Source organism: Curtobacterium sp. NPDC087080 (assembly GCF_044745105.1).
In the GTDB taxonomy this organism is placed as follows: domain Bacteria; phylum Actinomycetota; class Actinomycetes; order Actinomycetales; family Microbacteriaceae; genus Curtobacterium.
Genome location: NZ_JBIUZP010000003.1, coordinates 134,550 through 159,771, shown reverse-complemented (window position 1 = coordinate 159,771; position 25,222 = coordinate 134,550). Strand labels below are relative to the sequence as shown.

The 25,222-nt window shown below is 71.4% G+C and carries 25 protein-coding genes; 14 read left to right on the top strand and 11 right to left on the bottom strand.

The genetic code is table 11. The annotated features are described in order from the left end of the window. Nucleotides 1-57: 57 nt before the first annotated feature. Together ACIPEQ_RS08990 and ACIPEQ_RS08985 are read right to left on the bottom strand one after the other, a co-directional pair. On the bottom strand, nucleotides 58-330 hold the full coding sequence (locus ACIPEQ_RS08990; RefSeq protein WP_066655121.1) for an HPr family phosphocarrier protein: 273 nt from the start codon (nucleotides 328-330) through the stop codon (nucleotides 58-60). 75 nt (nucleotides 331-405) lie between these two features. Beyond that, nucleotides 406-1,176 carry a DeoR/GlpR family DNA-binding transcription regulator gene (locus ACIPEQ_RS08985; RefSeq protein WP_058728882.1) on the bottom strand — a complete coding sequence of 257 codons (771 nt, stop codon included), beginning with the start codon at nucleotides 1,174-1,176 and terminating at the stop codon, nucleotides 406-408. 257 nt (nucleotides 1,177-1,433) lie between these two features. Between ACIPEQ_RS08985 and ptsP the strand changes: the two genes are divergently transcribed. From ptsP to ACIPEQ_RS08965, 4 genes are all read left to right on the top strand, one after another. Continuing rightward, the gene (ptsP, locus tag ACIPEQ_RS08980; RefSeq protein WP_402714884.1) at nucleotides 1,434-3,089 is read left to right on the top strand and encodes a phosphoenolpyruvate--protein phosphotransferase; all 1,656 of its coding nucleotides are present in this window, start codon (nucleotides 1,434-1,436) and stop codon (nucleotides 3,087-3,089) included. Nucleotides 3,090-3,183: 94 nt separating this feature from the next. Then, entirely contained in the window at nucleotides 3,184-4,740 is a 1,557-nt protein-coding gene (locus ACIPEQ_RS08975; RefSeq protein ID WP_402714883.1) for a PTS mannitol transporter subunit IICB, read from the top strand. Nucleotides 4,741-4,816: 76 nt separating this feature from the next. After that, nucleotides 4,817-5,254, top strand: coding sequence for a PTS sugar transporter subunit IIA (locus ACIPEQ_RS08970; protein ID WP_022907882.1), 438 nt, complete (start codon nucleotides 4,817-4,819; stop codon nucleotides 5,252-5,254). Next, the gene (locus ACIPEQ_RS08965; RefSeq protein ID WP_402714882.1) at nucleotides 5,251-6,405 is read left to right on the top strand and encodes a mannitol-1-phosphate 5-dehydrogenase; all 1,155 of its coding nucleotides are present in this window, start codon (nucleotides 5,251-5,253) and stop codon (nucleotides 6,403-6,405) included. The genes ACIPEQ_RS08970 and ACIPEQ_RS08965 overlap by 4 nt, the downstream gene beginning before the upstream one ends. Nucleotides 6,406-6,549: 144 nt before the next feature. Here ACIPEQ_RS08965 and ACIPEQ_RS08960 read toward each other — a convergent pair whose 3' ends face one another. From ACIPEQ_RS08960 to ACIPEQ_RS08925, 8 genes are read right to left on the bottom strand one after another with little or no spacing between them, the layout of a single operon-like run. Beyond that, nucleotides 6,550-7,119, bottom strand: a complete 570-nt coding sequence (locus tag ACIPEQ_RS08960) for a hypothetical protein (RefSeq protein ID WP_402714881.1) — start codon at nucleotides 7,117-7,119, stop codon at nucleotides 6,550-6,552. Nucleotides 7,120-7,154: 35 nt separating this feature from the next. After that, nucleotides 7,155-7,502 carry a hypothetical protein gene (locus tag ACIPEQ_RS08955; RefSeq protein ID WP_402714880.1) on the bottom strand — a complete coding sequence of 116 codons (348 nt, stop codon included), beginning with the start codon at nucleotides 7,500-7,502 and terminating at the stop codon, nucleotides 7,155-7,157. Further along, the gene (eccCa, locus tag ACIPEQ_RS08950; RefSeq protein WP_402714879.1) at nucleotides 7,492-11,535 is read right to left on the bottom strand and encodes a type VII secretion protein EccCa; all 4,044 of its coding nucleotides are present in this window, start codon (nucleotides 11,533-11,535) and stop codon (nucleotides 7,492-7,494) included. The genes ACIPEQ_RS08955 and eccCa overlap by 11 nt, the downstream gene beginning before the upstream one ends. Continuing rightward, on the bottom strand, nucleotides 11,532-12,374 hold the full coding sequence (locus ACIPEQ_RS08945; protein WP_402714878.1) for a hypothetical protein: 843 nt from the start codon (nucleotides 12,372-12,374) through the stop codon (nucleotides 11,532-11,534). The genes eccCa and ACIPEQ_RS08945 overlap by 4 nt, the downstream gene beginning before the upstream one ends. Before the next feature lie 2 nt (nucleotides 12,375-12,376). After that, on the bottom strand, nucleotides 12,377-13,750 hold the full coding sequence (locus ACIPEQ_RS08940; RefSeq protein ID WP_402714877.1) for an EsaB/YukD family protein: 1,374 nt from the start codon (nucleotides 13,748-13,750) through the stop codon (nucleotides 12,377-12,379). Further along, nucleotides 13,747-13,989: a hypothetical protein gene (locus tag ACIPEQ_RS08935; protein WP_250367320.1), complete on the bottom strand. Its 243-nt coding sequence runs from the start codon at nucleotides 13,987-13,989 to the stop codon at nucleotides 13,747-13,749. The genes ACIPEQ_RS08940 and ACIPEQ_RS08935 overlap by 4 nt, the downstream gene beginning before the upstream one ends. After that, nucleotides 13,973-15,091 carry a DUF6177 family protein gene (locus ACIPEQ_RS08930; protein ID WP_402714876.1) on the bottom strand — a complete coding sequence of 373 codons (1,119 nt, stop codon included), beginning with the start codon at nucleotides 15,089-15,091 and terminating at the stop codon, nucleotides 13,973-13,975. The genes ACIPEQ_RS08935 and ACIPEQ_RS08930 overlap by 17 nt, the downstream gene beginning before the upstream one ends. Next, the gene (locus ACIPEQ_RS08925; RefSeq protein WP_402714875.1) at nucleotides 15,088-16,185 is read right to left on the bottom strand and encodes an FHA domain-containing protein; all 1,098 of its coding nucleotides are present in this window, start codon (nucleotides 16,183-16,185) and stop codon (nucleotides 15,088-15,090) included. The genes ACIPEQ_RS08930 and ACIPEQ_RS08925 overlap by 4 nt, the downstream gene beginning before the upstream one ends. 129 nt (nucleotides 16,186-16,314) lie before the next feature. On the opposite strand from ACIPEQ_RS08925, the gene ACIPEQ_RS08920 reads away from it, so the two are divergent. The 9 genes from ACIPEQ_RS08920 to ACIPEQ_RS08880 all read left to right on the top strand — a co-directional run bounded on the left by ACIPEQ_RS08920 (nucleotide 16,315) and on the right by ACIPEQ_RS08880 (nucleotide 23,521). After that, nucleotides 16,315-16,650 (top strand): WXG100 family type VII secretion target, encoded by a 336-nt coding sequence (locus tag ACIPEQ_RS08920; RefSeq protein WP_079236509.1) that lies wholly within the window; start codon nucleotides 16,315-16,317, stop codon nucleotides 16,648-16,650. Between the two features lie 29 nt (nucleotides 16,651-16,679). Further along, a complete protein-coding gene (locus tag ACIPEQ_RS08915; protein ID WP_111227082.1) occupies nucleotides 16,680-16,997 on the top strand; it encodes a pore-forming ESAT-6 family protein in 318 nt (105 codons plus the stop codon). A 1-nt stretch (nucleotide 16,998) separates the two neighbouring features. Next, nucleotides 16,999-17,382 (top strand): DUF6507 family protein, encoded by a 384-nt coding sequence (locus tag ACIPEQ_RS08910; RefSeq protein ID WP_402714874.1) that lies wholly within the window; start codon nucleotides 16,999-17,001, stop codon nucleotides 17,380-17,382. Continuing rightward, a complete protein-coding gene (locus ACIPEQ_RS08905) occupies nucleotides 17,379-19,616 on the top strand; it encodes a TNT domain-containing protein (protein WP_402714873.1) in 2,238 nt (745 codons plus the stop codon). The genes ACIPEQ_RS08910 and ACIPEQ_RS08905 overlap by 4 nt, the downstream gene beginning before the upstream one ends. A gap of 13 nt (nucleotides 19,617-19,629) precedes the next feature. Beyond that, the gene (locus ACIPEQ_RS08900; protein WP_250367314.1) at nucleotides 19,630-19,899 is read left to right on the top strand and encodes a hypothetical protein; all 270 of its coding nucleotides are present in this window, start codon (nucleotides 19,630-19,632) and stop codon (nucleotides 19,897-19,899) included. A gap of 430 nt (nucleotides 19,900-20,329) precedes the next feature. Further along, complete coding sequence (locus tag ACIPEQ_RS08895) at nucleotides 20,330-20,584, top strand: hypothetical protein (RefSeq protein ID WP_250367313.1); 255 nt, start codon at nucleotides 20,330-20,332, stop codon at nucleotides 20,582-20,584. Between the two features lie 1,122 nt (nucleotides 20,585-21,706). Continuing rightward, nucleotides 21,707-22,228 (top strand): hypothetical protein, encoded by a 522-nt coding sequence (locus ACIPEQ_RS08890; protein WP_402714872.1) that lies wholly within the window; start codon nucleotides 21,707-21,709, stop codon nucleotides 22,226-22,228. Between the two features lie 217 nt (nucleotides 22,229-22,445). Beyond that, nucleotides 22,446-22,790, top strand: coding sequence for a hypothetical protein (locus tag ACIPEQ_RS08885; RefSeq protein ID WP_402714871.1), 345 nt, complete (start codon nucleotides 22,446-22,448; stop codon nucleotides 22,788-22,790). Continuing rightward, nucleotides 22,787-23,521, top strand: coding sequence for a hypothetical protein (locus tag ACIPEQ_RS08880; protein ID WP_402714870.1), 735 nt, complete (start codon nucleotides 22,787-22,789; stop codon nucleotides 23,519-23,521). Before ACIPEQ_RS08885 ends, ACIPEQ_RS08880 begins: the two co-directional genes overlap by 4 nt. A gap of 113 nt (nucleotides 23,522-23,634) precedes the next feature. On the opposite strand, the gene ACIPEQ_RS08875 is transcribed toward ACIPEQ_RS08880, so the two are convergent. Beyond that, nucleotides 23,635-24,315, bottom strand: coding sequence for a hypothetical protein (locus tag ACIPEQ_RS08875; RefSeq protein WP_402714869.1), 681 nt, complete (start codon nucleotides 24,313-24,315; stop codon nucleotides 23,635-23,637). A gap of 152 nt (nucleotides 24,316-24,467) precedes the next feature. Between ACIPEQ_RS08875 and ACIPEQ_RS08870 the strand changes: the two genes are divergently transcribed. Beyond that, a complete protein-coding gene (locus ACIPEQ_RS08870; RefSeq protein WP_402714868.1) occupies nucleotides 24,468-25,193 on the top strand; it encodes a hypothetical protein in 726 nt (241 codons plus the stop codon). The last annotated feature ends 29 nt before the right edge of the window (nucleotides 25,194-25,222 follow it).

Here is a 25,222-nt window from a genome sequence, read left to right as displayed (position 1 = left end):
GGCTGCGCAGCCACGGGCCTCCCGTCCGTCATCGGGTCGCGTGCGCGACCGACCTGCTCAGGCCGCGTCGTGGTCCGTCTGCAGGAACTCGACCAGGCTGTCGGCCGTCGTCTCGGCGTCGTCACCGGTCACCGTGAGGGTGACCTCGTCGCCGTTCTCGATGCCCAGGCCGAGGAGCGCGAGGATGCTGCCCGCGTTGCCGGACTTGTCGCCCTTGGCGATCGTTACCTGGTGACCGGACGCGGTGACGGTCTGGACGAAGAGGGAGGCGGGGCGGGCGTGCAGGCCGGACGCGCTGGCGACGGTGACGGTGCGGGTGGCTTCGGACATCGATGGACTCCTGTCGACGGGTGGTGCGCTCATGCTAGCGAGCGCGTGGTGGGCGGTCCCGGGGACCGGCGCCGGTCAGTCGCGACCGGGCCAGAGGACCTCGGTGCCGGCGGCCTCGACCTCGCGCACGAGGTCGGCGTTCACGCCGGGGTCGGTGATGATCGTGTCGATCGCGGCGAGGGGGGCGACGCGGCCGAACTCCTCGCGGCCGAACTTCGTGTGGTCGGCGAGCAGGATGCTCCGGCGCGCGGACTTGATCATCGCGCTCTTCACGGCGGCCTCGGCCATGTTGTGGGTCGTCAGCCCGCGCTCGGGCGTGATGCCGTTGATGCTGATGAAGGCGACGTCGACGCTGACCATGCCGATGAGCTGGTGCGTCCAGGTGCCGACGCCGGCGAGCGAGTCGCTGCGGATGTTGCCGCCGAGCAGGTGCAGGTCGATGCCCGACCGGTTCGCGACCGCCATGGCGACGGGCAGCGAGTGGGTGACCACGGTGAGGCCGCGGTCGGTGGGGAGCATCTCGGCCAGGCAGATCGTCGAGGTGCCGGCGTCGATCATCACCGAGCCGTTCTCCGGGAGCTCGGCGAGGGCGGCCTCGGCGATCACCATCTTCTCCGCCTGGTTGATCCCGCCGCGGTCGCCGACCCCCGGGTGCAGCGTGATGCGCTCGACGGGGATCGCCCCGCCGTGCGCCCGCCGGACCAGACCGCGGCGCTCGAGGCTCGTCAGGTCTCGGCGGATGGTCTCCGGGGTGACCTCGAGCAGCTCGGCGAGGTCCTTGACGTCGACCCGTCCCTGCGACCGGGCGCGCTCGACGATGCGCTGGTGGCGCTCTGGTGCGTACATGGACCTCGTCGTCTCGGTCGGCCTGCTCGGAACAGAACGGGCATGCTCGGGCAGATCGGCGCCGGATCCTTCCGGATTGCTTCGTCCGCCAGACGCAAACGGGCATCTGTTTCTGCATTTTTATCCCCGGATGTGTTTGTTTGTCAACGCGGATCGGGGTAGTGTGCTGCCAAGCCGCACGGGCGTGGTCCGTTCGTGTCGCTGCGCACCGAACGAACCACCCCCACCGTGAGCGCGTGGAGATGAAGGAGTCTCGAATGTCCGAACTGCTCGGCACCGGCGTCGGCCGAGGCGTCGCCCACGGCCCCGTGCTCCGCATGGCGGACCCGCTCGGCGAACCGTCGAAGGACGCGCTGGCCGGCACCGCGGACGACGCGAAGCACGCCGTCGCCGAGGCGCTCGCGGCCGTGGCCGAGGACCTCAACAAGCGCGGACAGCTCGCCGGCGGCGACGCCCAGGCCGTGCTCGAGGCGCAGGCGCTCATGGCGCAGGACCCGACGCTCCTCGACGACGTGCACGCCCGGATCGACGGCGGCACCAACGCCGAGCGCGCGGTGTTCGAGGCGTTCGGCCAGTTCCGCGACCTGCTCGTCGGCATGGGTGGCTACATGGGGGAGCGCGCGGCCGACCTCGACGACGTGGCGCAGCGCATCATCGCGAAGCTCCGCGGCGTCTCCGCACCGGGCGTCCCCGAGTCCGACATTCCCTTCGTGCTCGTCGCCCGTGACCTCGCGCCCGCCGACACCGCACTCCTCGACCTCGACAAGGTGCTCGCCCTCGTCACCCGTGACGGCGGCCCGACCTCGCACACCGCGATCCTCGCCCGCGCCAAGGGCATCACCGCGATCGTCGGCGTCGCCGGCGCCGACGACCTGGTCGACGGCACCCACGTCGTCGTCGACGCCGCGGCCGGCACCGTCGTCACCGACCCGTCGGCGGAGCTCGTGGCCGAGGTCGACCAGCGCATCGCGGACCGCCTCGCCGCCGCCGCCGCACCGCTCACCGCCGGTGCGCTCGCCGACGGCCACACCGTCCCGCTGCTCGCGAACCTCGGCAGCCCCGCCGACGCCGCGGGCGCCGTTGCTCTCGGTGCGGAGGGCGTGGGGCTCTTCCGCACCGAGTTCCTCTTCCTCGACTCGCCGAAGGCGCCGACCGTGGAGCAGCAGACCGAGTCGTACCGCCAGCTGCTCGAGGCGTTCCCGGGCAAGAAGGTCGTCGTCCGCGCGCTCGACGCCGGCGCCGACAAGCCCCTGCCGTTCCTCACCGACAAGGACGAGGAGAACCCGGCGCTCGGCCGCCGTGGTCTGCGTGCGCTGCGGAACCACGAGGAGGTCCTCCGCGACCAGCTCACCGCCCTCGCCCAGGCCGACGCCGCGACCGAGGCCGACCTCTGGGTGATGGCCCCGATGGTCGCCGACGCCGAGGAGACCGAGTACTTCGTCGACCTGGCTCGTGAGCTCGGCATCCGCACCGCCGGCGTCATGGCCGAGGTGCCCTCGCTCGCGCTCATGGCCGAGCAGGTCTTCGCGAACGCCGACTTCGTGTCGATCGGCACGAACGACCTGACCCAGTACACGATGGCCGCCGACCGCATGCTCGGTACCGTCGCGTCCTACCAGGACCCGTGGCACCCCGCCGTGCTGCGCCTCGTCGCACAGCTCGGTGCGGCCGGTGCCGACGCGGGCAAGGCCGTCGGCATCTGCGGTGAGGCCGCAGCCGACCCGCTGCTCGCCGTCGTGCTCGTCGGCCTCGGCGCCACCACCCTGTCCATGACCCCCGCGGCCCTGGCCGACGTGCGTGCCGAACTCGGCAAGCACTCGCTCGAGCAGGCCCGCGAGATGGCGACGGCGGCACTCGCCGCGAGCACCGCGGCGGCTGCCAGGTCCGCCGCGGCTGCCGCGCACGCCGTCTGACCCGACCCGCTCCACCCCACGCAGCACCGTAGTACCCGCACCACCGCAGTACCCCTTCACACCGCAGCAGCACCCATCACAGAAAGCCAGGCACATGACAACGTCGTCCGTTGCAGCGCCCGACGCACCCGCGAAGTCGCGGGGCGGCGCACGCGTCGCCGTCCAGAAGTTCGGCACGTTCCTCTCCGGCATGGTGATGCCGAACATCGCGATCTTCATCGCGTGGGGCCTCATCACCGCGTTCTTCATCGAGACCGGTTGGACGCCCGTGGGCGTCCTCGGCGGGTTCGGGGAGACCGACGGCGTGGCCAACATCGGTCTCGTCAGCCCGATCCTGACCTACCTCATCCCGCTCGCGATCGCCTTCCAGGGCGGCCGGATGATCTACGAGACCCGCGGCGCGGTCGTGGGCTCGATCATGGCGATGGGCGTCATCATCGGCGCCAACGGCACGATCATGATCCTCGGCGCGATGATCTGCGGTCCGCTCGGTGCGTACCTCATCAAGCAGATCGACAAGATCTGGGACGGCAAGATCAAGCCCGGCTTCGAGATGCTCGTGAACAACTACGCGGCCGGCATCCTCGGCTTCGTGCTCGCGCTCATCGGCTTCTTCTGGCTGGCGCCGCTGTTCAAGCTCATCGCCGAGGGCCTCGGCGCCGCGGTGAAGTTCCTCGTCGACAGCTCGCTGCTGCCGCTCGCGAGCGTCATCATCGAGCCCGCCAAGGTCTTCTTCCTCAACAACGCGATCAACCACGGCGTGCTCGACCAGCTCGGCGCGCAGCAGGTCCAGGAGTCCGGCAAGAGCATCCTGTTCCTGCTCGAGGCGAACCCCGGCCCCGGTCTCGGCATCCTGCTCGCCTTCACCTTCTTCGGTGTCGGCATCGCCCGCTCGACCGCTCCCGGCGCGATCCTCATCCAGTTCTTCGGCGGCATCCACGAGATCTACTTCCCGTACGTGCTGCAGAAGCCGGTGCTCTTCCTCGCCGTCATCCTCGGTGGTGCGACCGGTGTCGCGACCAACGTCGCCTTCCAGTCCGGCCTCGTCGCCCCGGCCTCGCCCGGTTCGATCATCGCCGTCCTCACGGCCACGGCGAAGGACAGCTACGTCGGCGTCATCCTGTCGGTCGTCCTGTCCGCAGCGGTCTCGTTCGCGGTGGCGTCCTTCTTCCTGCTCGCCAGCCGCAAGCGTGACCTGGCGAACGGCGGCGGCGACATGAGCGCCGCTATGGCGAAGCTCCAGGCCAACAAGGGCCGCGACGTCAACGCCGCGACCTCGGGCCTGCTCGGCAACAACTCCCCGGCCAACGAGGAGGAGGCCGAGGCCTCGCTCGGTGGCGTCGGATCGGCGTCCACCGCGACGGCGACCCGCGTCGAGAGCGTCGTGTTCGCCTGCGACGCCGGCATGGGCTCGAGCGCCATGGGCGCCAGCGTCCTGCGCAACAAGGTCAAGAAGGCGGGCATCGAGGGCGTCACGGTCGTCAACAAGGCGATCGCGAACCTCGACGGCACCGAGGACCTGATCATCACGCAGGAGGAGCTGACGGACCGCGCCAAGCAGAAGAACCCGAACGCGCAGCACGTGTCGGTCGGCAACTTCATGAACGCGCCGCAGTACGACCAGGTCGTCGACCAGCTCAAGAACCAGTAACGAAGTGCAGTATCGGAGGGGGCGGACCACGGTCCGCCCCCTCCACCACGTCCTCGATCAGCAAGGAGAACCCCCGATGCCCGTCCTGCAGGAGAGCCAGATCCGCATCCACACCGAGGACACCGCCCCGACCAAGTCGGAGGCGATGAAGGAGGCGGCCGAGATCCTCGAGGCTGCAGGCGCGGTCACGGCGGACTACTACCCGGCCATGCTCGAGCGCGAGAAGAGCGTCTCGACCTACATGGGGAACTTCCTCGCCATCCCGCACGGCACCAACGACGCGAAGGACGCCATCAAGTCGTCCGCGCTGTCGTTCATCCGCTACGCCACCCCGATCGACTGGGACGGCAACCCCGTGCGCTTCGTCGTCGGCATCGCCGGCGTGAACAACGAGCACCTCGACATCCTGTCGAAGATCGCGATCGTGTTCTCCGACGAGGACGAGGTCCAGAAGCTCACCGACGCGCCGGACACCGCCGCGATCCTGTCGATCCTCGGCGAGGTCAACGAGTGACCGGGACCGCCGTCCACTTCGGCGCCGGCAACATCGGCCGCGGCTTCGTGGGGCTCCTGCTCCACGAGGCCGGCTACGAGGTCGTCTTCGCCGACGTCGCCGCGCCGCTCATCGACGCACTCGCCGCCGCCGACTCGTACACCGTGCACGAGGTCGGGCAGGGCGCGCAGGACCACGAGGTCACCGGCTTCCGTGCCGTGAACAGCGCGCAGGACGAGGCCGGTGTGATCGCCGAGGTCGCCGCCGCCGACGTCGTCACCTGTGCGGTCGGCCCGACCGTCCTGAAGTTCATCGCCCCGGTGATCGCGAAGGCGCTCCAGCAGCGCGACGCCGACGCCGCGCCCCTCGCGGTCATGGCGTGCGAGAACGCGATCAACGCGACCGACCGTCTGCGGGAGTTCATCGTCGAGGCGCTCCCGACCGAGTCGCGCGACGAGGCCCTGGCGAAGGCGGTGTTCGCGAACACCGCGGTCGACCGGATCGTCCCGGCCCAGCCCGAGGGCGCGGGCCTCGACGTGACGGTGGAGACCTACTACGAGTGGGCCATCGACCGCACCCCGTTCGGCGGGAACGAGCCGGAGATCCCCGGCGCGCACTACGTCGACGGGCTCGCTGCCTCGATCGAGCGCAAGCTCTTCACGGTGAACACGGGGCACGCCACCGTCGCGTACCACGGGTTCCTCGCCGGTGCCGACAAGATCTCGGACGCCATCGCGATCCCGGCCGTGCGCTCCGCGCTCGAGTCGGTGCTCGCCGAGACCAGCGACCTGCTGGTGCGTCGTCACGAGCTCGACCCCGAGGTGCACCGCTCCTACGTGCAGGCCATCATCGGTCGCTTCGAGAACCCGCACCTGCCCGACACGGTCACCCGTGTCGGCCGACAGCCGCTCCGCAAGCTGTCGCGGGACGAGCGCTTCGTGTCGCCCGCCGCCGCCCTCGCCGAGGACGGCACCGAGCCGACCGCGCTGCTCGACGCGATGGGTGCCGCCCTCCGGTTCGACGTCGCCGACGACGAGCAGAGCGTCGAGCTGCAGCAGCTGCTGCGCTCGGACCGGTCGGACGCCGACGTGGCGACCGAGATCACCGGTCTCGCGGCCGAGCACCCGCTGCACGCGGCGTTCGTCGACCGGGTGCGGTCCGCGCGCGGCTGACGCGACCACACGACGTCCTGGAGGCGCGGTGCCGGCTGGCACCGCGCCTCCCGTCCGTCCGGGGTCGCGGCCTGCCGTCGAGGTCGCGGTCCCCGGTCGGGGCCGCGGTCTCGCGTCGCGGCCGCGGGACGGCGCGACCGGTCGCTACCAGCGGAGGGCGGACAGGAGCTCCGACACCGTCGCGACGGTGGGGCGGCCGAGTCGGGTGGTGTCGATGCGGCCCGCTCGGGCGAGCGCGCGGTCCGCGTGGAGCACGAGCACCCCGGCGACCCCCGTCGCGCGCACCGGTGCCACGTCGATCGTCACGGGCTTCGGGGCCCGGTCGACGAGCACCACAACCGAGCGTCCGAGCAGCGTCGGGTCCGGCTCGTCCGTCATCGCCACGAGTGCGGACCGGACGTCGGCCACGCCGTCCGGGGTGGCACGTCCGACGACCACCAGGGAGTTCTCCGGGGTCGCTGCGAGCGCAGCGGCCGGACGCACGTGCGCCCCGGCGTCGTGCACCGTCACGCGCGAGGTGGCGGGCCCGAGCGCCGGCAGCCGGGCGGCGAGCTCGCCGCCGGAGTGGTCCGTCGCCTGCACCACGACGCCGAGCCGACCACCGACCGCATCGGCGAGCAGCGCCGCGACCGTGGTCGTCCCGGTGCCACCGGCGACCCCGGCGACGAGGACGGTCCGCGCGCGCTGGGCCGCGGACCGACGCGGGCCCGGCATCGGGGGGAGGGGTGCGGAGCTCGGCGGGAGGGAGCTCACGAGCCGTCCTCCACGCGGATCTCGGCTCCGCCGGCCGAGGCCCAGGCCCGTGCGACGGCGACCCCGACGTCGCCCTGCTCGCCCCACGGAGCCCACGCGTCGGTCCACCACACGGGCGCCGACAGGGACGACCAGGGCGCGAGTCGTGCGACCTCGGCGGGGTTCTCGACGAGTTCGGGGACCTGGACGCTGAGGACCGCCATGCCGCGGCGGTCCACGACCTCGGTCACCGCGCCGCCGTCGAGCGTCCGCACCCGCAGGTCGGGGGCGATGTCGGCACCGGCCCCGACGAAGACGGCGAGCTCCGGGGCGGTCCGCGAGAGGATCACCAGTTCACGGGGCATCGACGGCTCCCTTCGGGTCGAGGACGGTCGTCTGGCCGGCGGGGTCCGCCTGCGCCGGAGCGGGGACCCGCGCGGCCGGGAAGTGGGCGACCTGCACGATGCGCGGCGGGCTGCCGCGGCGCACCAGACGGCCGCGTCCGGGCGGGAACTGCTCGGCGTACACCTTCGGGAAGACCTGGCCCTCGGATCGTTCACCGCTCAGCACCAGTCCGGTCGCGCCCGAGTCGCGGACGGACTGGACCACGGTGTCGTACATCGCCCGCGCGGCACCGGCGACGGGTCGGGTGAGGACCACGTGGAGGCCGAGGTCGCGGGCCGACGGCAGGTACGGCACGAGCGGCGCGAGCGGGTCCGTCCCCGCCGAGGCGACGATGTCGTAGTCGTCGACGAGCACGACGATGCGCGGGCGGGGGCCGGTCGAGGTGCCGGACGCGCGCTGCTCGAGCTCGGCCGCGATCGCCGTGGCCAGACCGCGGGCGTCGCGGCCGTTCGCGGCGTGCCCGCCGAGGAACTCGTCCGGGGTCCCGGCCGCCGCACCACCGCGGACGTCCATGAAGGCGAGGACGAGTTCGTCCGGCGTCGAGCGCTCCACGAACCCGGCCGCCAGGCCGCGCAGCAGCGCGGTCTTCCCGCTCGCCGTGTCGCCGAACACGAGCAGGTGCTGGTCGACGGCGGGGTCGAAGGCCACGAAGTCCATCGTGTCCTGGCGGAGTGCGAACGGCACGGTTGTGGGCATCGCGAGTGCGTCCGGCAGTTCGGCCGGGTCGAACGACTCGGGCAGCAACCGGATCGGCGCCGCGGCGGGACCGCCCCAGCTGTCCGCGACCCGCTGTGCGAGCGCGGCCAGCTCGTCGCCGACGGCGCCGTCGTCCACGTCGTCGAGGACGGGCAGCGCGACCTGGCCGAACAGCTCGTCCCCGGTGAGGACGCGGCCGGGCTCCCCGGACTTCAGCGTCGCCGCCGCCGCACGGGCGATGGTCGAGTCGGCCGGGTCGTTGAGGCGCAGCTCGAAGCGCTGGCCGATGAGCGGCTGGTTCGCGAGGCGGAGCTCGTTCCACCGGGTCAGCGCCACCACGACGTGGATGCCGAAGCTGCCGCCGCGCTGGAGCAGGTCGCCGAAGGCCTCCTCGAGCTCCTCGAACTCGGTGCGCATGACGCCGAAGCCGTCCACGAGCAGCACGACGTCCGCCGAGCCGAGCTCCGGGACCCGACCGGCGGCGTGGCGGGTGCGGAGCATCGCGAGCGAGTCGATGCCGTGGTCGCGGAACACCCGCTCGCGCAGTCGGATCATCGCCTGGAGCTCCTCGACGAGCCGCAGCAGGCGGTTCCGGTCGGCGCGGGTCGCGACGCCGCCGACGTGCGGGAAGCCCTCGATCCGGCCGAGGCCACCGCCGGCGAGGTCCATGCCGTAGACGCTGACCTGCCGCGGGGTCGTCGTGAGCGCGATCGATGCGGCGACGGTGCGCAGGAACGTCGTGCGGCCGGACCCGGGGGCGCCGATGACGGCCACGTGTCCGCCGCCCTGCGTGAGGTCGAGCGACCACGGGCGCTGGCGCTGGCGGGCCGGGTCGTCGAGCAGCCCGATCGGCACGGTGATGCCCGCGGGGTCCGGCGTCCGGTCGGGGTCGAGCACCGCGCCGAGCGCCAGACGCGTCGGGAGCGGCGGCAGCCAGACCGGCGTGGTCGCCCGGTCGCCGCGGCCGAGCCGTTCGACGGCCTCGTCGACGACGCTCCGTCCGACGTCGGGCGTCGCGAGCTGGGCCTCGCCCGGGTCGTCGTCCTCGGTCGCGAGCGTGTTGTACACCGGGAGCTCGAACGGCTCCGGCGCCGTGTCCGTGCTCGCGGCGGCGACGGCCGCCGGGGTGGCGTCCTCCACCGGGCCCGACACGTAGCCGGAACGGAACCGGGTGTACACGCTCGTGTCGACCTTGAGGTACCCGTAGCCCGGGACCGCCGGCAGGTGGAACGCGTCGCCGGTGTCGAGGACGACCTGGCTCTCGGCCTCCGAGAAGGTGCGGAGGCCGAGCCGGTACGACAGGTAGGTGTCCAGACCGCGGAGCTTGCCGGCCTCGATGCGCTGGCTGGAGAGCAGCAGGTGCACGCCGATCGACCGCCCGATCCGGCCGATCATGAGGAGCAGGTCGACGAACTCGGGCTCGGCCGTCAGGAGCTCGCCGAACTCGTCGATGACCAGCACGAGGTGCGGCATCGGCGGCAGTTCCGGTCGGTGCGTCCGCAGCTCGCGGTAGTGCGTGATCGACGGAGCCGCCCCGGCGTCGCGGAGCATCTCCTGTCGGCGGCGGACCTCGCCGGCGATGGAGGCACGGGCACGTCGGGTGAGCTGCGGGTCGTCCGCGAGGTTGTCGATGAGCCCGGCGACGTGCGGCAGGCGCGCGAACGGGGCGAACGCCGCACCGCCCTTGTAGTCGACGAGGATCATCGCGAGGTCCTCGGGCGGGTGCGAGACCGCGAGCCCGAGGACGAGCGTGCGCAGCATCTCGCTCTTGCCGGAACCGGTCGCACCGATGCAGATGCCGTGCGGACCCATGCCGAGCTGCGCGGACTCCTTGAGGTCGAGCAACATGGGAGCGCCGAAGTCGTCGACCCCGATCGGCACGCGGAGGAAGTCCCGGGGCGCCCGCGGTCGCCACGTCCGGTCCGGGTCGATCGTCGTGACGTCGTCGACCCCGAGGAGGTCGGTGACGCCGATCGCGGTCGACGACTCGGTGCGCTCCTCGGCGTCCGCGGACAGCCGGAGCGGCGCGAGCGCCCTGGCGACCGCCGTGACGAGCGTCGGCGCGACCGGGTCGCACACCGCCGTCTGCACGGGTGCGGGCTCGCCCTCCTCGACGTCGCGGGCATCGACGATCTCGAGCGCGGTCCTCGGGGACACCCCGGGGTCGTCGGTCGTCACGGTCCGTGCCGTGACGCGGACCCGCACGTCGGACGGCTCGTGCAGACGGTCCGCCACCAGGTGCACGACCGTCACGCGGAGGTCCTCCGGGCGGGTCTCGCCCTCGGGCAGCGCGAGCGGGACCGCGACACCGCCGTGCTCGTCGGCGAGGACCACCAGTCGGGCGAGGTCGCTCCGCCTCCCGGAGTCGCCCGAGCGTCGCCAGGTCGCGGCGGTCCGAGCACGCTCGCCGAGCTCGGCGGCGAGGGTCCTGGCCAGCGTCGGGACGTCCTCGGCGACGCGGCGTGCGCGGAGCGGGCCGTCGAAGGTCCGGTCCATCCGCACGTGGGGCAGCAGGTCGAACCACTCCCAGTCGGCGGCCCGGTCGGCGGGGAACGCCGCCGCGAGCTGCAGGTCCTCGGGGGCGTGGAGCGCGGCGAGCTGGGCGACGAGCGCTCGGGCGACCGCGAGCACGGCGTCGCGGTCTCCGACGACCGAGACGTCGCCGGCGTCGTCGAGCCGGATCGAGATCGGCATCGCGTCGACCGTGCCGTAGTGCTCCGCGACCTGCTGGAGCTCGGCGAGCATCAGCGGGTCGAGCGGCTGGACCGGGTTCTGGTCCGGCGGCACGACGAGGTCGAGCCAGTCCACGTCGCCGGCACCGACGCGCACCCGGAGGAAGTCCGCGTGCGACCGGCGGCGCTCCCAGAGCCGTGCGGGGTCGCCGACCAGCCGGGGGAGCGTGTCCGGGGAGGGGTCGACGTGCTCGGCCCGCTCGCGGATCGCGGTCGTCCGGGCACGCAGGTCGCCGCGGAGCTCCTCGAGGTGGTCGAGGTACCGCTCCCGCTGGGTCCGGCGGTTGCGGACGGCGTTGCCCCGCTGCGTGAACGCCATGCCGAGCCCGCCGACCAGGGCGACCACGAACACCAGGGCCGCGACGACCATGAGCACCGGGTTGTTCCCGCGCAGCACGACCATCATCACGACCGACGACACCGCGCCGATCACCGGCAGGAGCGACTGCAGCGGGATCCCGCCGCTCGGGCCCTCGGGGAGCTGCGGCGGCGGTGCGAGCTGTTCGGCGTCCGGGCGGACGAGCGGGGTGGAGACCCGCGCGGGACGGTGCACGATGCGGTTCACCGGGTGGCCTCCGTCGATCGTCGGCCGACGGCGGCGTCGACCAGGGCGGCGGTCAGGTGGACGAGGGCGGTGCGGGACGCGGTCGGGCGGACCCCGGGCACGGTCGTCGTCGGGTCGTGCGGTACCGGGAGGACGAGGTGGCCCGGCCAGTCCGCGGCGGCCCGGGCGGCGCGCAGCCCCGTGCCGACGGTGTCGACCGGGACGACGACGACACGGGTGTCGGGCGCGTGGCGACGGAGGGCGTCGGCGTGCGCGATGCCCTCCTCCACCCCGGGTCGGTCGGCCCCGGTGACGAGGGCGACGACGTGTGCGTCCGCGGCGACGGCGCCGAGGTCGACGAAGGGGCTGCGGGAGCCCCAGTCGCCGACGACGACGTCGAAGAACCGGGCGATGGGGTCGACCGCTGCGGTCCACTCGTCGGGCGCGGCCTGACGCGAGGGGAACCGGGGGTCCCCGATCCTGAGCACGTGCAGGCCCGACGCGGCCTCGGCAAGCCCGTCCGTGGCGTCCCACGAGGTCCGTGCGGCCGAGCGGCGGTCGGACGGTACCGTCGGACCGCCGTGGTCGGCCCCCGCCAGCGCGGCGAACGACCGGGGACCAGCGGCACCGTCGACCCCGAGGACCCGTCCGCTCCGCCGTCTGGCGAGGACCCTGGCGACCGCGGCGGCCGTGGTCGAGCAGCCGGTCCCGCCCCGGAGCGACGCGAACGCGATCCGCCGACTCGTCGGGACGCCCTGCCGGATCGCCCGGTGCGCGTCGTCGAGCTCGCGGGCACCGCTCACCACGCTGCCGAAGAACGCCCGTCCGATCGCGGGGACCACGTCGTCGAGGAGTCGCATGGTCAGAAGGTCTCCAGGAGCGCGGCGAAGAGGCCGAAGGTACCGAGCAGCAGCGGGAGCATCACGACCACCGAGACCGTCTCGAGCACGTTGCCGAGCGAGCGGAGGCGGGCACGCCCGTGTGCCGCCGGGCGCACCCCGGCCAGCAGGGCCGCGAGGACGCCGGTGCCCGCCGTCGCGCCGAGCACCGTGGCGGGAGCCGTGGCGGTGTGTCCGACCAGACCGAGCACCGCGGCGACCACCACGGCCGACCAGAGCAGGACGCCCTGCACCGCCAGCGGGAAGGCGCGGGTGCGGAGTGCCGCGACCACGACCGTCGCGGCACCGAGGCCGATCGCCCAGGGGTCGTCGTCGGCGACGAGGGCGGCCCCGGCGAGGCCGATCGGGGCCGCGACCGCAGCGGTCGTCCAGTCGAGTGCCCGGTACGCGTCGTCGAGGGCGGTGAGCACACGTCCGCGCGCGACGGGCTCGCCGCCGCTGACCTGGTCGTCCAGGCCGGTGAGGCCCGCGGTCGACATCGCGACGGACGGCAGGAGACCGCACATCGCGATCGAGGCCACCGCCACCACGCCCCACCCGGCGGCGGTCGGCGCGGGGGTGGCCCACGTCACCATGCCGAGCAGGGGCAGCACGACGCCGACGACGGCGGCCACGCCGACCGTCCGGGTCCGCCCGCCGACACCGAGCCCGAGACCGAGTGCGATCCACGCCCAGACGAGCACCACCGCGGCGGTCACGGCGGGAGCGGGACCCCCGGCGGCGAGGAGGGGCCCGAGCGCGAGACCGATCGGCAGGGCGAGTCCGGTCGCCGCTGCCGTGAGGACGATGCCGGTCCACCGGGCACCGGCGCGACCGGCGACGAGCGCGGCCACGGCGAGGACGACCCCGGTGCCGACCAGCACGGCCGGCACGAGGGCAGGGTGGAGCGTCCCGACGTCGCCCGTGAAGGCAGCGCGGACCGAGGCCACGGCGGACGCCGCCACCACGAGCGTCCCCGTGACGACCGCGGTCGTCCCGACGGCCGCGGCGGCGACGGCCTGGCGCGCGGCCGTGCCCCAGCCGTCGTGCCGCCTGCCGAGGGTGTCGGCCACGGCGTCGGTCACGTCGGAGACCTCGGGCGGCGGCGGAGCGTCCGCGCGTCGGACGAGGTGCAGGACCTCGCCGTCGCCGATCTCCTGCGTCGCTGCGTCGTCCGCCAGCGAGACCGCTTCTCCGGTGACCCGCACGAGGGCGATCGGGTGCGCGGAGTCGGCGATCGGCTCGTCGAGGATGTCGACGAACCGGGGGAGGAGCCCGGCGAACGGCTCGTCGGACGCCACGACGACGTCGGCGCGACGGCCGGCGCCGACCACCGTCACACGGGTGAAGTCGGTCACTTCGTCTCCTGTTGCTGCTGTTGCTGCGCGGCCTGCTGGGCGAGGGCGTTCGTGACGAACGAGTACCCGAGGCAGCCCACCCCGACGACCGCCGCGAGCACGACGCTGCCGATGAGGCGCTTGACGTTGTCGTTCACGAGCCGCCGGTCGGCCAGGCGCCCGAGGACGAACGCCTGTCGGAGCCGTCGACGGTGCGTCGCCACGCTCTCGAGCAGGATCGAGTCACTGTTCCGTGGCACGCCGCACCTGTTCCCTCGTCGACTCGTCCATGCCCGCCGCTTCCGCCACCCGGTCCTGCCCGACGTGCTCGACCAGGTCGCGGAGCTCCTCGACCGGGCTGCGGTCGCGGTGTCGACCGAACGGCAGCACGAGCGCCGGGATCCGTGGCTTCCCCGCGACGACGGCGCCGAAGCGGTCGCGCATCACCGCGGGGTCCAGCCCGAGCTGCCGGACGGCGGGCGCCCCGAGGAGCACGGCCACCGGGACCGGCGGGAACGGCATGCGCGGCGCCTGCGCGAGGTCGGCGCGACCCGGGCGACGCAGGACGAGCGCGAAGAGCGGGAGTTGGGTGGCGGCGAGCCGTCCGAGCACCTGCGGGACGGCCTCGACCCGGGCGGTGGCGGCCGCGTCCCCCGGCGCGCCCGCCGAGAGCAGACCCGTGGTGAGTTCCTCGACCCCCTGGTCGGTGCGCTGGGCGGTCACGGTGAACGCGACGGGAGCCGCCGCCGATCCCACGACGACGAACCGGGTCGGGTCCGGCATGCGGTCCCGCGCGGCCTCGGTCAGCGTGCGACGGTCCCACGGGCGTCCGGCGGGTTCGTGCGTGCCCCAGCCCGTGGGCGCGGCGCCGGCGAGCTCGGTCGCGAGCAGCTCGGACGTCGTGCCGAGCACGGTCTCGGCGGCGGCACGGTGCCGCACCGACACCGAGACCACGAGCTGGTCGGCGGTCGGCGCGACCGGGCGGAGGAAGCTGACCGCGACCTCGTCGACCGATCGCGGTGGCCCGGTCCGCACGGCGTCCGGGAACGCGTCGAGTCGACGGCCGTCGAGCCCGTTCCGCAGGCCGTCGTCACCGCGGACGGCCCACGCGCCGCCCGCGTCGAGCAGCGCCTGCCGGAAGGCCTCGGTCACGACGGACAGGCCGTCGGTCACGAGGATCGGCCGCGCTCCGACGTCCGCGGCGCGTCCGAGCAGGTCGGTCTGCGCCCGCCCGAGCCGCACGACGGCGGCCCGGCTCTCGATGCGCACGCTGCCGTCACCGACGGAGTCGAGGAGCGGGTGCCGTGCCGGCGGGCGGTCATCCGTCTGGTCCGTCCGCCGGCCCGCACCGAACGGGCTCACGACGCCGCTCCGGTGCGGACGACCGAGAAGGCGTGGTCGCCGATGCGGACGGTCGAGCCGCCGTCCACCACGACGTCCACGCCGGCGACGAGGACCTCGAACGAGCCGTCGGGACGCACCACGGTGGTGCCGTTCGTCGAACCGAGGTCGCGGAGCACGACCGCGCCGCCGGCCTGCACGAGCGCGACGTGGGTCTTCGACAGCGTCCGGGACAGGTCGGGTACCGCGACGGTCGCGACGCCGGGTTCCGCCTCGGGGTTGCGGCCGACGACGCAGGTCCCGTGGAACCAGTGGACGGCGCCCTGCTCGGAGCGGAGCACGACGGCGTCCGCCGGGATCGACTCGTCGAGGGGCAGCGCGGCCGGTGCAGCCGGTGCGGGCACCGCGTCGAAGCCGGCGAGGGCGGTGGACGCGCCCACCGACCGTCGGGTGGCGTCGAGGCCGACCGGCACCGGGCCTCCAGGCTGGTCGCGCGCCGGTGCGGAACCCGGACGCACGCCCGCGGACGCTGCCGGACCGAAGGCCGTCCCGAGGGGCGGCAGTGCCGGGGAGAGCGGCTCGCGGCCGAGCCGGAGGGCGGCGGTGAGCGTGCCTGTCGCGGCGGCCCAGGGGCCGGAGCCGGACGCGCGGCGTGCGCCGCGACCGATGCGGGTCAGCTGGCGGAACGGCCCGGCGGGCAGCGCGTCGTCCACGTCGACGACGCGGGTGGCGAGGAGGACGCCGCCGGGACCACGACCCGTCCTGGAGGCGCGGACCACCACGATCGCGGCCGTCACGACGACGCCGAGCAGCGCTCCGGCGATCGTGGTGCCGACCGCGTCGGACGACGGGACCGCCCTGTGGGCGAGGAAGAGGAGGGCGGCGCCCACGGCGGCACCGAGCAGGCAGACGACGACGTCGACCAGACGTGCGACCGCGACGGTGCCCGCACGGGCGACGGCGACGTCACGCAGGGCGTCGTACTCCGACGCGGCGACGGTACGGCCGAGCAGCGTGCCGCAGTCCGTGCAGAACCGCTGCCCCTGCGTCGACGGCGCCCCGCAGCGACCACAGGTCATCACGGGGACCACGGTCTCGACCACGATCGACGACATGCCTCACCTCCCGTCGGCACCACCGATCATGTCAGACGGGGGACGTGACGGGTCGCGCGCGGTGGTCTAGGCTGCACACGTTCGCTGTCACCCGTACAGGGGTGGGGGGAAGGACAGAGAGGATGAGCGATGAAGTTCGCAATGGGGGCACAGGTCCTCACCAACCTGACCAAGCAGACGTCCGGCGCTTCCGGTGACCTGGGGACCCTGGTCCGCAAGCTGGCCGACTCGGCCGAGCCGCTCCAGGGGCGGTTCAACGGTGCCGGACGTGCCGCGTTCGACCGCTTCAAGTCCGAGACGGACACCATCGCCAACGAGCTGAACGGTGCGCTCGCCAGCGTGCTCCAGGGCATCTCGGGCATGGACCGCTCGTTCCAGGAGGGCGACCAGGACATGGCGCAGTCCACGAGCTCGCTCGAGGGCAGCTCGAACTTCGACGCGGCCCGCTTCAGCGGCCGCGCCTGACGGAACTCCGGGGAGAGGGAGCACACACCATGAGCGGTGGCAACCAGGCAGACCGTCGCGACTACGACGTCGCGGCATCGCAGAACGCGCAGGACAACTTCAACGCCGTGGCGGCGCAGCTCGAGGCGCTCATCGCCCAGCGTGACTCCGACGTCAAGGCAGCGATGGCCGACTACCAGGCCGACGGCGTCTCGGACGAGTACCACGCCAAGGAGCAGCGGTGGAACACCGTCGCTGGCGAGGTCAAGCAGATCATCGCCACGCTGCGCTCCTCGCTGCAGTCGAACGACGAGTCGGCGCAGGCAGCGATCAGCAAGGCGAAGTCGGCCGTCGGCAACATCGGCTGACGTGGTCGACGGCTGGCGGGTCGATCCCGCGGGGGTCGAGGCCGTGCTGCAGGACGTCGCGTCCAGGACCACGACGATGAACGACGCCCTGGGCGGATCCGAGGACGGGTCCGTCCAGGGCGTCGCCACCGTCGTGCAGGACGCGGCGACCGCTGCGCAGTCCCAGGTCATCGGTGAGGCGCTCGCCGGGTTCTTCGAACACCGGCAGGACGTGCTGACGGGGATCCAGGACCGGATCCAGGCGTCGCTGTACGGCGCCACGGGCGCGACCCGCGCCATCGTCGAGGGGGATGACGAGATGGGGGCTTCGACCGCTCAGGCGAACGCGATCGCCGCGTCGAAGGACGGGAACTTCACCGCGTTCGACGGGATGTTCGACCGGTGAACGCCGTCGTCGAGATCGGGGAGATCCCGTACACCGACGTGCAGCTCGAGGGCATCACCGCCGGTGCGACCTCGCTGCGGTCGGTCGCGTCCGCGGTCCGGGACGGCACCGCCGACATCGTCACCGCGTGGAGCGCGATCTCCGGCTCGTACGAGGGGCCGAGCGACCAGGAGCTCTTCGACGTCATGACGCCGATCGGGCCGCAGGGCACGACGTTCGGCGACGACCTCGACTCCGCCGCGAAGGCACTCGACGCCTTCGTCGAGGAAGCCACCCCGATCGTCGCTGCGCTCAAGGCCTACGTCGCGCGGGCCGAGCAGCTGCAGCGGGACGTCGCCGCGTTCCAGCCGCAGACCATCCAGACGATGGACGGTCCGGTCACGCAGACCGAGAGCTGGGACCAGGACGAGACGCTCAACGGCGAGAACAACGACATCATCAACGGCGTCGCGAACCGCGTCGTCGAGTACCAGGCCGCCGAACGGAAGTGCGCGAACGCGATCCGTTCCCTGAGCGGCCTGCCGGCGCTGCACGCCATCACCGGGTCCGGCGACGACGCGCTCGGGTACGGGTACGACGAACTCCCGATGGGTACCAAGCTGCCGTGGGGCACTGCGGAGTCGCGCAACGAGTCCTGCGCGGAGAAGACGACGTGGTTCCTGCCGCGCCTGGTGAAGGGCGTCGTCTGGGACGGTGCCATCGTCGGGACCATCGGCGGCCTCGGTGAACTGCTCGGCTTCCGCGACTGGAAGTGGAGCGGCGACAACTTCGTCGACACCTGGAAGAGTCTCGGCTCCTTGATCGGGTACGACAAGGAATCGAACGAGTGGTTCGACGGAGACGCCGCCAAGGCCGGGTGGGGCGGGCTGCTCAAGGGCACCGTGGCATGGGACAAGTGGGCCGACGACCCCGGCACGGCGCTCGGTGAGAGCGCCTGGAACATCGCGTCGCTCGTCATCCCGGTCGTCGGCGTCGCGAGCAAGGTCAGTACCGTCGGACGGGCCGGCGAGGTCGCGTCGGCGATCAGCAAGGCGGGGAAGGTCCTGGACCTCGTGGACGCCGGAGCCTGGGCGTCGAGGGGGCTGACCAAGGTCCTGCCGAAGCTCGGCGACCTCAAGGGCGTGCTGACGGACGGCTTCGAGCACGTGCCCGACGGCTTCAGGACGAGGATCGCCGAGTTCCGGGTCGACCTCGACGAGTGGCGGCACGGGACGCACGCCGATGCGGACGGCGCGGTCGACGGGCCTGCGGCGCGGAGCGAGGGGGCGGCGGACGCAGCGGCCGACGCGCACGCGCAGGCGAACGCCAACGCCCACGCGCACTCGGAGGGCGCACAGTCGAACGCGCCCACGCCCGAGCGTGAGCCGGCGTTGGTCGGTGGCGGCCATGGGGAGAGCACCACGGTGCACGGGGGTGGCTCCGACGCGGGCTCGAGCGGCGGCGGTGGTCACGGGACCGGTGCGCCGACGGGCGGGTCCGGGGGATCGACTGGCGATGGTGGTCACGGGACCGATGCCGGCGGCGGAGGCACCGGTGACACGCCCCCACACGGCCGCGTCCCGGCCCAGTACTCCGATGTCACGGTCGACTCCGAAGGTGTTGCCATCGACGGGCTCATCCGAGAAAGTCGACTGTCACCCGAGCAACTACAGCATTACCTCGCCTCTCAATGGCCGCACGACGGGTCACTCGGGCGTGAGTTCGAGGCAACAGGTGAATGGCCGCATGACGTCCAGATTCCGAAGGGGCCCGAGGTGCTCGACTCTCGAGGCGGCATCGACTGGTCGGACGTCACGAACGACGGCTTCGCCGTTCGCGAGGGTCGAATCGACATCAATGAGACTGTACCGCCGATAGGGCAAGTCCTCGACAGGTACGGGCCAGAATCGGGGTCGTTCACGTCACCTGTGCTGGAAGACGGGCCGTTCCCCTACGAGGAGCGAGCGCTCCCGTACTTGGAGGACGAGCATCAGTATCATCGATACGAGGTCATCGGTGACTTGGGAGACCTGCGGGGCGCCTACGACGCGCTGGACCCCGACGCACAGTCCATCGCGGCTCAACTTCTCGCAGAACGAGGCCGCTCCGTGGACGATCTCGCGAGCATGAAGACCCTGCAGGGCGAGATTGCTGGAACCGCGCGGTTCGCCAGTCCCGGCGGCGGGATTCAGATCAAGCTTCCCTTGCCGGTGGAAACGCTCGAAGTACTGGGCCTACTCCGCGAGTTGGACTAGGAAGGGAAGCCACATGGACGAGATTGACGCAACGCGGCACTTAGCCGTGGCGGAGGCGGCGGGAATCGGCTTCAACTGGATGCGTGCTCCGCACAACGACATGAATGTGTCATCCATCTACGAAGCGGACGGGTGTTGGGTGGTCTCGACGACCGACGAACGGGCGTCGGAAGAGGCCGTGCACGAATACGCCGACTACGAGTCTGCTCTGGAGGACTTCGTGTCACGAGTGAACGCCTCAGTGAGTCTCATCGAGTGGCGTAGGCGGAAGAAGAAGCGTTGACCAGGTGGCGGACGACACAGCCCCTCGTTCCGCAGATCGGCGTCGTCTTCGACCGGTACGGACCGCCGGATGGTCGATACACTTCGCCCGTTCCCGGATCCGGCCCTACACGTAGGACCAACGGTCGCTGCCGTACCTCGAGGATCCTTCGCAGTGCCATCGCTATCGTGTCATCGGAGACTTTGCGGGCGTCGAGCGGTACTCCAACGCCGCCTCCGACGTAGTTCGAGCTGACGTCGACAGGATCATGCGCCGCTTGAACTCGTCCTTCGAGGATCTGGGTCGTGCGTCGCAGGGTGACATCGCAGCAAGCTTCGGCGCGCGGGGTGGGGGCCGCCAGGGTGAGATGCCGATGACGGTCGAGTTGCTGAAGCGGCTCGGACTCGTTGAAGAAGTCCGAGAACGGTGACGATCTCATCGAGAGGACAGCATGGACCGAGCTTCAGCCAAGACGATCATCGCGAGCGAGGGTCTCGAGCGTGCGATCTGGTTCCAGCGGCCGAACGGCAAGCCCGACGCCGTGGCGATCTACGAGATCGACCAGAGGTTGCGGGTCGTCTCGACCGACGAACGGGCGGTGGAGATCGGCGCGCGAGACTACGAAGACGAGTCCGAAGCGCTCGACATGTTCATCACGCTGCTGCGCGACCTGAAGGCGTTGATCGCCAGCGGAGTGGTGCGCTGATCGGGAGCGAGGAAGACAGGAGTGCCGAGGAGATGCTCGCTGCACCGGACATCGGCGAGATCTGCGGTCGGCTGATCACGACGAATGACAGCCGTGCCGTCGGCGACGGTCGACTCGATCTCGAGGACCGGTGCCGCTGTTCGTGCACCAGTGCGGGTCGCAATTGACCGGCTCGGCAATTCCATCAACGACCTCGAGAGATTCGGGATCCTGCTTTGACCGATGACGAGCCAGGCGAGTTCGCCGACCTGCAGTACCTCGAGGACGTCCTGCTGCGCGCTTGGAACGATCTCGTCACGTGCGAAGCCCGAAGGGTGCAGTCCGGCGACCCTGAGACGTTCCAGCGGTACTCGGTGTCGGACACGTCGGTCGAGCAGTGGCGTGGAGACCGGGGGCGTGTCGCCCCTACCGGCACACGAGTCGGGTCGGCCAAGGACGCAGAAGCGTGGATCATCGCGGACGCGTGCGGGTACATCCGAGATGCTCGTGGTCTGCCGATCGCTCATTGGCTTCCCGACCAGGAGCACGAACTCCTCGAGGGGTTCACGGTGGAGCCGAACGGAGCCGGCGTCCTCCTCACCTGGAGCGTAGCGGGCACGGAGCACCGAGTCCGTTTCGGCGGCGCTCTCCCGGCAGCTCATGCGGTGTAGTCCTCGGCCGTGGCACGAGTGCCGCTCGACCAGATCGAAGCGTGCGCGCTCCAGCTCGACGCGCGCTCGGCGTTCGCGGCGGCGGCAGCCGCCACTTCGCGCTGAACGCCTTCGTCTGCTCGCAAGGCCCAGAGCGACCTCGATGAAACAATGGATCAGTACGGGGAGGGCACATGGACGACATGACGGGGCTCGGGAATCGGCCGTGGCCGGATCTACGGGGATCGGTCTCCGACCGGCCGAGGGGATCCGAGAACGGTGCAGACCGACGACAGGACAGCACAGACCGGGCAGCCGCCAGTGCTGCTCGACGACCATCGTCCGGATGGGCAGCGACTAGCGACGTACTTCTCGTCCCCGGAAACGTCATTGCAACAGCAAGGTTCCCCCACAACGAACGGGGCCGACTTGATGCTCACGGGCGTCCCTGAGGCCGTTGTCCCGCAGGTAATGCAGAGGACGGCGTTCACTCTTGATTGATCACGACGGCCTCACGCAAGAGGATGCCGAGCTTCTCGGCGAGTTCGTGGGCAACGAACCGCCGGACCTGTCCTCCGCTCCGGGTGTGAGACGAGGGAGGTCCGTCCTCTTCGAGTACGGCACGCTGGAGACGACCTTCCGTATCGCAGTGACCGGTTCGGGCTTTGCCTTCCAAATCCGCGACAGGGGCAGCTCCTGGGCGCTTGCCGAGTTCAGTCGGCTCGACGATGCAGAGCGATTCGTCCTGTTGTGGGAAGGGGCACGGCGCAGTTCTGCCTCGTGGTTCGACGGTCTGACGACTGTTCCCGATGGGGTTGTCGTCCTCGAGGACCGCCCCGGGAAGGTGCTGCGCTGGGACAACGGGGGCGAAGATCACGTTGCCCGGGCGCTCTCCGACGCGAGCTCGACGCTCGTCGGTCACCTTGCATGGGTGCGGACTCGCTCTCTGCCCGAAGTGCTGGCGCTGGTCGACTCCGTTGATCCGGGACGGTGGCACGCGTTCCCTCGGCGATGAGAGAAGGATGAACCCGTGGATGACATCGGCGCCGTACACGAGCTTGCCATGGCTGAGGCTGCCTCCAGGGGTTCATCCGGTACGGGGAACTCCGCAGGAGGCACCTGGATCATTGATCCTGGGGCGACGAGTGGTGGGACGTCACCGACGACGGGTGGGCCGTTGGCGAAGGCCGAACCGACCTCGATGAGACGATGGACCAGCACGGGGAGGGCGTATGGACGACATCGACGCTGGTCGGCACTTGGCCGTGGCGGAAGCGGCGGAGATCAGGTTCAACTGGATGCATGCTCCGCACGACGAACCCGATGTGTCGTCCATCTACCGGAGGAACGGGCGTTGGGTGGTCTCGACCACCGATGAACGAGCGTCAGAAGAAGGCGTCCACGAGCACCTCGACCACGAGGCCGCTCTTGATGACTTCGTGTCACGGGTGAATGCCTCGGTGCGTCTCATCGAGTGGCGCAACCGGGAGGGTCTCGGCTGCACGGGCCAGCGGCCCGGGAACGTTCCGAACGCGGACACCCCTCCGGCAGATGAGACCCGAAGGAGACAAAGGTGATGCGTTTCCCGAGTTGGGTCTGCGGAGAGCGCGTCCTGCTCCGTGCCGAGTGGGACGGCCGACCTTCGTCCTCCGACGATCTGACCGATTCGTTGCTGACACAGCTGCGAGGAGTCGATGCGGTCCTCGGTGACGGAGAGCCCTGGCAGGTGGACGGCGTCGGCCCGGTCCTCGGCTACGACGTCGCGGTGGTTCATGAACTGTTGCAGCGCGGTGTCGAACGCGGGGCTGACGGGTCCGCGTGGCCGGAACACGGCTGCAGCGTGATCATGAACCGTCAAGCGGAGCACGGCTTCGTCTCGCTGAGCCTGAAGGTCGGAGCTTCCGTCCCAGGGCGTCGCCGACCGGCGAACGCCGTGTCCGTGACCGTGGTCGGGCCCGTCGCGGAGGGCGAGCGGAGGGCGCCGGATGTCGAACTCATCGAGGAGGTGCTGGCGACGGTTGTGCGAGCGTGGGACCCGGACTCCGCCGGAGCCTTCGACCGTGCGGCTGCGCGGGCGGTGGAGGACATGGGCCGCTTCGCGCCGGTGGTCGGCCAGCGTACCTGGGTGTCGGAGCGGCTGGGTGCTGTACCCCTGACGACTTCGGGAGTGGCCAAGTCGTCGCTGTACCGCGGAACACTGCTCGCAGCTGACGACGCGCTCGACTCGCCGACCGCAGTTGCCGCGGTCCGCGAAACGCTCAAGGCACTCGGAATCACCACCTTGCCTCGCACGGGTCGAACCGCCTGAAGACCGCCGTGCGCACGTCGCCCGGGTCGTGCTGGCCGCGGAAGGAATCGTAGGGCGGACCATCGGGGATGCCGACGAGGTCTCCAGGAGGCGCGTGGCGATGGCCGGCTGGATCAGCGAGCTCCTCGGGACCACTGGTTCCCACCCTTGGCGAGATCCATGTACCACTGGTAGAGGTTGCTCTGCTCCGTCAGGAGCGCCGCGTAGAGCGCTCGTACCTCGCGTCGCGGCGAGAGCGTCAGGTAGCGCTCGTCGTCGAGGATCGAACCGATGCCGGCCCGGACGCCGTGGTAGGCGTCGTGCTGGTCGCTGGCATCGACGAAGCCCTGCATCTCCTCGAGGTAGCTGCGGAGGACGTCCGTGTAGCTCCCGTCGGCCAGCCGCTTCTCGGCGCGCAGCTGTTCGCTCCGGAAGAGCCGCGGCGCGCCCTGTGCGACTGCGCCGATGAACGACTCGGCCGCGGGCGATGTCGGGTCCACCTGCCCGTGTGCGAGGCATTGCTCGAAGCCTCTCGACGCGGCGTCAGAGCCTCGGGTGAGCTTCGCCGCGTCGACGCTGCGTTCCTTCGTGACCCTGATGGCGTACGCCGGAGCAGACCCGAACTCCTTCCGAGCAGGGAGCTCGCCACGTCGTCGTGCAGTCGGCGGTGCAGACGCGATCCACCATCGGAGCACTGCCCGGATCCGGTCCTCGTCGTCGACCTGCACGACCGTCGAGTCGATGGCGTCGTACCCGTCCCGCATCAGCTCGAGGAGCAGCGCCCCGTCATACCGGAACCTGAGCTCGAGAGACATGGCTCGATCGCGGCTCGTCACGCCAGCAGACTAGCGGCGTCCCGTTCAGTCCTCGCCATCCGTGTGGAGGGACGCGACACCGTGCTCGTGCAAGGATCCACGGGGATGACCTGCGGTCATCGTCACGCCGATGAGAACGGAGGAGCCGGTCGATGCCCTTCCCGTCTTGGTCACGGACGACGCAGGTGACGGCTCGAGCCGTGTGGGACGCTCGTGGAGAGGAACCAGAAGCGCTGGCAGAGCGCATCGCGGTCCAGCTCGCAGCCCTCGACGTACTCCTCGGAGCGGGTGCCCGGTGGGCGCTCGTCGAGGAAGACGACTTCGTCGTGTCCACCGCCCCTTCGTCGCTCACGCCCATCGTGTCCGCGCACGTCTTCCGGGACGCCGAGGGAATCGAGTTCCCAGTGCGCGGCTCCGTACTCGGTCTCGCGCGAGAGGGGAGCGCGGGGTTCATCTCGATCCGCTTCCGGGTCGGGTCCGCGAAGATCGTCCGTCGCATGCCGGCGAACGGGGTCCAGGTCACCATCGCTGGGCCGCTGCGAGGAGGGAACCGACTGTCGATCGACGCAGATCTCGCCGAGGGTGTCCTCTGCGGACTCGCTCGAGCTTGGAACCCCGACTCCGCAGCGGTGTACGACGACGCTGCAGCGGTCGCCTCCGAGGGGCGAGGCAAGTTCGCACCGGTGATCGGGCAGCGCACCTGGGTGTCGGATCGGCTCGGAGCCGTCGAGACGTCGACGTCTGGAGTGCACGTCGAGCGAGCGGACGGAGGCAGCTACCTGACAGCGGACGACACCTTGGACTCCGAGTCGGCTGTGCGTGCGGTGTGGGCGACGCTCCAGGCCAACGAGGTCACCGAGATCATCCGCGCTGGGTGAGGAGCGACCTCTACTGAGCGGCGTACCGT

Coding starts and splice junctions, on each gene's coding strand:
- ACIPEQ_RS08875 (WP_402714869.1), bottom strand. CDS start 24,315: ATGTCTCTCGAGCTCAGGTTCCGGTATGACGGGGCGCTGCTCCTCGAG.
- ACIPEQ_RS08895 (WP_250367313.1), top strand. CDS start 20,330: ATGGACCGAGCTTCAGCCAAGACGATCATCGCGAGCGAGGGTCTCGAG.
- ACIPEQ_RS08975 (WP_402714883.1), top strand. CDS start 3,184: ATGACAACGTCGTCCGTTGCAGCGCCCGACGCACCCGCGAAGTCGCGG.
- ACIPEQ_RS08985 (WP_058728882.1), bottom strand. CDS start 1,176: ATGTACGCACCAGAGCGCCACCAGCGCATCGTCGAGCGCGCCCGGTCG.
- ptsP (WP_402714884.1), top strand. CDS start 1,434: ATGTCCGAACTGCTCGGCACCGGCGTCGGCCGAGGCGTCGCCCACGGC.
- ACIPEQ_RS08920 (WP_079236509.1), top strand. CDS start 16,315: ATGAAGTTCGCAATGGGGGCACAGGTCCTCACCAACCTGACCAAGCAG.
- ACIPEQ_RS08945 (WP_402714878.1), bottom strand. CDS start 12,374: ATGCGACTCCTCGACGACGTGGTCCCCGCGATCGGACGGGCGTTCTTC.
- ACIPEQ_RS08955 (WP_402714880.1), bottom strand. CDS start 7,502: ATGCCCCGTGAACTGGTGATCCTCTCGCGGACCGCCCCGGAGCTCGCC.
- ACIPEQ_RS08990 (WP_066655121.1), bottom strand. CDS start 330: ATGTCCGAAGCCACCCGCACCGTCACCGTCGCCAGCGCGTCCGGCCTG.
- ACIPEQ_RS08900 (WP_250367314.1), top strand. CDS start 19,630: ATGGACGAGATTGACGCAACGCGGCACTTAGCCGTGGCGGAGGCGGCG.
- ACIPEQ_RS08925 (WP_402714875.1), bottom strand. CDS start 16,185: ATGTCGTCGATCGTGGTCGAGACCGTGGTCCCCGTGATGACCTGTGGT.
- ACIPEQ_RS08870 (WP_402714868.1), top strand. CDS start 24,468: ATGCCCTTCCCGTCTTGGTCACGGACGACGCAGGTGACGGCTCGAGCC.
- ACIPEQ_RS08885 (WP_402714871.1), top strand. CDS start 22,446: ATGGACGACATCGACGCTGGTCGGCACTTGGCCGTGGCGGAAGCGGCG.
- ACIPEQ_RS08960 (WP_402714881.1), bottom strand. CDS start 7,119: ATGCCGGGCCCGCGTCGGTCCGCGGCCCAGCGCGCGCGGACCGTCCTC.
- ACIPEQ_RS08970 (WP_022907882.1), top strand. CDS start 4,817: ATGCCCGTCCTGCAGGAGAGCCAGATCCGCATCCACACCGAGGACACC.
- ACIPEQ_RS08915 (WP_111227082.1), top strand. CDS start 16,680: ATGAGCGGTGGCAACCAGGCAGACCGTCGCGACTACGACGTCGCGGCA.